Annotated in this window: 5 protein-coding genes and 2 pseudogenes; 4 read left to right on the top strand and 3 right to left on the bottom strand. The window is 67.2% G+C overall.

What is annotated here, in order from left to right; translation table 11 throughout:
* On the top strand, window positions 1-198 hold a 198-nt coding region (locus ACFVWD_RS57400; RefSeq protein ID WP_389607068.1), incomplete at its 5' end, for a hypothetical protein.
* A 121-nt stretch (window positions 199-319) separates the two neighbouring features.
* Here the strand turns inward: ACFVWD_RS57400 and ACFVWD_RS57395 are convergent.
* On the bottom strand, window positions 320-496 hold the full coding sequence (locus ACFVWD_RS57395) for a hypothetical protein (RefSeq protein WP_389607067.1): 177 nt from the start codon (window positions 494-496) through the stop codon (window positions 320-322).
* A gap of 164 nt (window positions 497-660) precedes the next feature.
* On the opposite strand from ACFVWD_RS57395, the gene ACFVWD_RS57390 reads away from it, so the two are divergent.
* Window positions 661-1487 (top strand): IS5 family transposase gene (locus tag ACFVWD_RS57390; RefSeq protein WP_389607065.1). Its coding sequence is split into 2 segments (ribosomal slippage): window positions 661-1021 and window positions 1021-1487, totalling 828 coding nucleotides; the frame shifts between segments, so codons are not numbered across the junction.
* A gap of 23 nt (window positions 1488-1510) precedes the next feature.
* On the opposite strand, the gene ACFVWD_RS57385 is transcribed toward ACFVWD_RS57390, so the two are convergent.
* Window positions 1511-1891 carry a transposase family protein gene (locus ACFVWD_RS57385; RefSeq protein ID WP_389607070.1) on the bottom strand — a complete coding sequence of 127 codons (381 nt, stop codon included), beginning with the start codon at window positions 1889-1891 and terminating at the stop codon, window positions 1511-1513.
* Between the two features lie 105 nt (window positions 1892-1996).
* Window positions 1997-2167 (bottom strand): annotated as a pseudogene (locus ACFVWD_RS57380) (ISAzo13 family transposase); the annotation flags it as partial.
* 545 nt (window positions 2168-2712) lie between these two features.
* On the opposite strand from ACFVWD_RS57380, the pseudogene ACFVWD_RS57375 reads away from it, so the two are divergent.
* Window positions 2713-2910, top strand: a pseudogene (locus ACFVWD_RS57375) (hypothetical protein); the annotation flags it as partial.
* Between the two features lie 56 nt (window positions 2911-2966).
* Complete coding sequence (locus ACFVWD_RS57370; protein ID WP_389607064.1) at window positions 2967-3806, top strand: hypothetical protein; 840 nt, start codon at window positions 2967-2969, stop codon at window positions 3804-3806.
* Window positions 3807-4913: the final 1107 nt, after the last annotated feature.

Genomic DNA, 4913 nt, shown 5'->3' with positions numbered 1-4913 from the left:
TTGGGCGACGGGACATACGACCCGACGGACATCGAAGGCAACTACTGGCCCAACGGTCCCTCCGACTACGACAACAAGAGCGTCCTGATCCAGAACAACCACAACATCACCGGGGCGGACCAGGTCCCATCGAGTATCACCGCAGCCGGCGGCATCGAGGCGCAATACCAGTCAATCCTCTCCTGGCAGCCGGCCTGACACGAAAGCTCCCGGACGCGCGGCGTTCACCATGGATGTGGTGCGGCGCCGCCGCTCGGCACCAGGCTCCGTTCCCGCAGCTGCGTCGACGTCGTCGATGCAGTATCGACCTTTGATACAGCTACGGTATCGGCGTGCCGCCGACCTGCGGTGCGTACACGGCGTTGTCCTCAATGATGAGGGCCATGTGCGTGTTGGTGTTGAAGATGGTGCCCAGTGCCGCTTTCGTCCGGAGGACAACCCAGCCCTCTTCGGAGCTGTCCCAGAGGTAGTGGTACTCAGCGGCCTCGTCCGTCATTTGATTTTGCTCCACTCCGGATTTCCGTCCTTTGTGAACCTCGGATCTCCTCTAAGGGCTTGCAGGGAAGCAACACCTTGATTCCCTGCAAGCCCTTAGAACTCCTAACAAAAAGACGCTTCCACCCTCGGAATGTAGGTATCTGACGGAGCGTTTGCCTTCATGTGAGAAGTGGTGAGCAGCCGCCGTGGATCGTGTCCGATGAACTGTGGGCGCGGATCGAGCCGTTGGTGCCGGTTGTGCCGCGCCGCACCGATCACCCGGGGCGCAAGCGTCTGGACGACCGCAAGGTGCTGTCGGGCATCCTGTTCGTGCTCTACACCGGCATTCCCTGGGAGTTCCTGCCCCAGGAACTGGGCTTCGGCTCCGGCATGACCTGCTGGCGGCGTCTGCGTGACTGGAACGACGCGGGTGTCTGGCAGCGTCTGCACGAATCGCTGCTGGCCGAGCTGAACGCCGCAGGCGCCCTGGACTGGTCGACGGCGGTGATCGACGGCTCCCACGTACGGGCCATGAAGGGGGGCCCAAAACCGGACCGAGCCCGGTCGACCGTGCCCGAACAGGCTCCAAGCATCATCTGATCACCGAAGCGCACGGTATCCCGCTGGCCGCATCGCTGACCGGCGGCAACCGCAACGACGTCACCCAGCTCATGCCGCTGATTGAGGCCATTCCGCCGGTGCGCGGCCGACGCGGACGGCCCCGCCGGCGCCCCGTCAGGCTCTACGCCGACCGGGGCTACGACCACGACAAGTACCGCCGGCAGGTCCGGGCGGTCGGGATCACCCCGGTCATTGCCCGCCGCGGCACCGAACACGGCTCAGGACTGGGCATCCACCGATGGGTGGTCGAGCAGAGCGTCGCGCTGCTGCACTGGTTCCGCCGGTTACGTATCCGCTGGGAGATACGCGACGACATCCACGAAGCCTTCCTCAGCCTGGCCTGCAGCATCATCTGCTGGCGACGACTGAGGAACCTCTCACTTTGTTAGGAGTTCTTAGGACGTGCAGATCTTTAACTCGTCTTTTTGACCATGGTCTTGGTCGGGTCGAGAGCGATGAATGTTGCGACGTCTGCTGGTGTGCGGAGGCGGGCGGTAGAGGTGCTGACGAGGTGGCCGTGTGCTTCGAGGAGCGGGCGGGCTTCCTGCCGCGCGCGGCTGATGGTCATGGCAGTGACGCCGAAGAGCTGGCCGAGGAGGTCCATGGTGGCGAGTTTGCGCAGGTGGAGCACGGTGACCAGGATCCGGTCGGCTGGAGTGAGCTTGGCTTTGGCGCCTGTGCCGGGGGCTACCAGGCGCTCGTGACCGCGGCGCGTGCGGAGCACCTGCTCGCGTTGAACCTCCAGCTCGGGAGTCAGGGCGTCGACGAGCTCGCTGAGCTGTTGGCGGGTCATCCCGGTCAGTTCAGGGTCCTGCAGCGAGCGACGTGTGAGGCCATGTGACCTGTCCGTCGGGGCATGGTCTGACGTGCTGTTGATCGCCGTCGCGTCCAGTGGATGCCGGGGGTGGAGGGTGTAGTTCCAGTCGCCGTGGAAGCGGTGTCGGGTGATCGGCAGGGCGGCGATCTCGTCGTCGCCGACCTGGATGCCGGTGGGGTAGGGGTTGGTATCGAGTTCGGCGTGCACGGTCAGACCGCTTTTGGTGGTGGTCGCCGCGATGCTCTGTGGAATTCCGGTCCGGGTAGCTGCCAGGAGGCCCGGTAGCAGGCTGGCGGCGTCGGAGGGAAACGTCCGGCGTCGAAGCCCAGCGTCAAAGGCCCTGCAAGGGGGAGCGACGATACGGTCCGTAGCATCACGCGAAGCCTGCGGCGTCGTTACTCAGCCACCCTTTCGGGTGGAGCGAGGGAGTGCCGAGCCCTTCGAAATCGGGGTGAAGGCCATGGAAGCGGTGAAGATCCTGGACGGGGCAGCCGCGAAGGACTCCCCGGCGTATGGGGCGCGGAACGTATCGAAGGTGGCGATGGGAACTGGGGAGGCCCTCCCCGGCCCGATGACCTGCGGATAGACGTCATCGGAAGGGGCGTAGGCGCTCAAGCCCCCGCGGTGGCTTGAGGTGTCACCTGAAATAACGACGCCAGTTGTGCGCCGACGCCTCGCTGCGGAACGTTGCCTTGTGGCGTCTTTGCGTCATCAGCGAGCCGCAGCCCGAACCGGCCGCCCGCGACTGTTCCCGGACGGAGCGAAGCCAGAATCCTGCCCCAGTAGTGTGGCTTTGCATGACCGAAACCGCGATCGAGATCACCGTAGACCTGGTCCGTGACCTGCTGGAGGAGCAACATCCAGACCTTGCAGGGCTGGCCATCCGCGAGGTGGCGGGCGGCTGGGGCTATCAAATGTGGCGTCTCGGGGACGAGTTGGCTGTGCGTATGCAGCGCATGGACCCCACTGGGGACCTGGAGGCCGGACGGCACTGGCCAGCCCGCGGGGCGCCGGATCGCCGCCTCGGGCGTTTGACGCACGCTTCTTTTCTTTGAAGACGGCCGGGAAGGTGCCTGCCGAGAAGTCCGCGAAGAAGTCCGCGAAGAAGTCCGCGGCGGCGAAGACGCCGGCCCGGGCGGCAGCAGGGCCACACGTGGCGCAGGCCGTCCAGTTCGTGCGCCGCCGACGGATCGTCACCACCGGCAAGGTCACCCTGGAACGCGTCTACGGGGTGACCGACCTGACCGCGGGCACCCAGTACCCGTCGACCGGGCGGGAGGGACACCCGCCGGCCGTGGTCGTCTTCAACCCCGGTACCCGGACCGGCCCGCAGGCCCTGAAGAACCGGATGAACACTGTCATGGAGCTTACGCGTCTGGTCTGGTCCGGCAGCTACCATGGCGCCGGCGGCGGGTACGGTGCCGAAGAAGGGGACGGCTACTACGACTACGCCGACGCCATCCCCCTCCTCTTCACCACCCTCGACCGCCTCCAGACCAGCGGCCCCCGGACCGCGGTGTGGTGGCGTTGCGGACACGGCCAGTGGGAATCCCTCCCCGACGCCCTCGCCAACCCCGACGACCACGACGCCTGGTACGCCCGCGACGAGCAACGCCGCCACCAGCTCGAGGAAACAGAGCAGCGACGGCACCAGGAGTGGGCAGTGGAGAGGGAACGCTGGGCTCAGGAACCTGACCCGGAACCCGAGCCCGTCCCGGAGGTCGCGCCGTGTGAGCGGCGCGGACGGCCGATCACCGGCCCGTTCGGCTACGACCTCGAGTTCGCTCCGCCCGAGGATGGCCGGCACTGCCCCGAATGCCGCACTGACATCAGCCAGCGGTACCCGACCCTGCGCCAAGGGGTCTTCGGACGTCGCCGGCGCAGCAAGTAGCCCGACCCCGCCAGAGCGATACCGGGGCCGGGCTACGGCTGAGAACCCTAGACCGGGCAGCGGAAGTCAGGTCCTCAGCCGTCGCGCACCAGGTTCGGTCCCAGTACGCGACCTCCTGGGAAACGACGTCCCGCCCTCGGCAGGCACGCCACAGGGGGCCTGCCAGCGCGCTGACGATACGGAGCGCGCCGGCCAACCGACCGGTGGTGGAGCGGCCTGGACCGCAACGGGGGATGGGCAGTGCCGGGCCGCCCCGCCACCAACCTGCCCCGCCCGGCCAGCCCTACGCAGGCGCCGGTTTCTGAGCCCCGTAGCGTCTCATGGAGGCGTCACGGTGTGACGCCTTCTGAACGCGATTGCCTCTGACAATAGGCCCGGGTGCGGCACCTCGGTGAGCAGTACAGGGCATCCACCCTTTTGCGGTTGCCGCCCGTGGCCTCGCCGACGAACCACCAGCCCTTGCAGACCGGGCACTGCTGCTTCGGCCGGCGGTGTGGACGGCCCTCGCGCAAGGCGGCGGCGAACTCCAGATTGCTCCGCCACCACTCCTCCCGCTCACGCTTCCATCTCCACGCTTTCGTGCGGCAGGCCGCTGAGCAGTACCGGCGTGACTTCCGGCAGCCCTGGGGCAGCGGGCTGCCGCACTGGCTGCAACTCCGGACGCTCTTCCTTGCCACAGCTCCAGGATCCCCCTGGTCGACCTCACGCGACCAGGAACGACACCGATGTGACAGGCCTGCAGAGTTGACGCCTTCCACTGTCAGCCGGTCGGGTCCGGCCGAGCGAGGTCAGGGCGGCCGTCCGTCCAGCTGACGATGAGCGGACGCGCGCTAAGAAGGCGGTCCGCTCCATCTCTGCTTCCGCCGCATGAATGCCTCCCGACCAGCCCGCAGCGAACTCATCACTGCTGCCCGCAGGCACGCCCCAGGTGTATTTCGCTGGGGCGTGCGGGGTGAGCGTGTCGGGGCCGGCAGCTGCGAGGTGCCGTGGGGGCGTCAGGTCTCCCGGTGCTCGCTCAGAACAGTTCTAGGTCCTCGCCGCTGGTGTCCGCGATGACTGGCCGGAACTGGGCAGGGAGGCCGTCCAAGCGGTCAGGACCGGCCGCGG

Origin of the sequence: Streptomyces sp. NPDC058086, from assembly GCF_042885015.1 — a bacterium.
Taxonomy (GTDB): Bacteria; Actinomycetota; Actinomycetes; order Streptomycetales; family Streptomycetaceae; genus Streptomyces.
The sequence above is the reverse complement of the archived record's forward strand: the minus strand, read 5'-3'. Positions and strand labels throughout refer to the sequence as shown.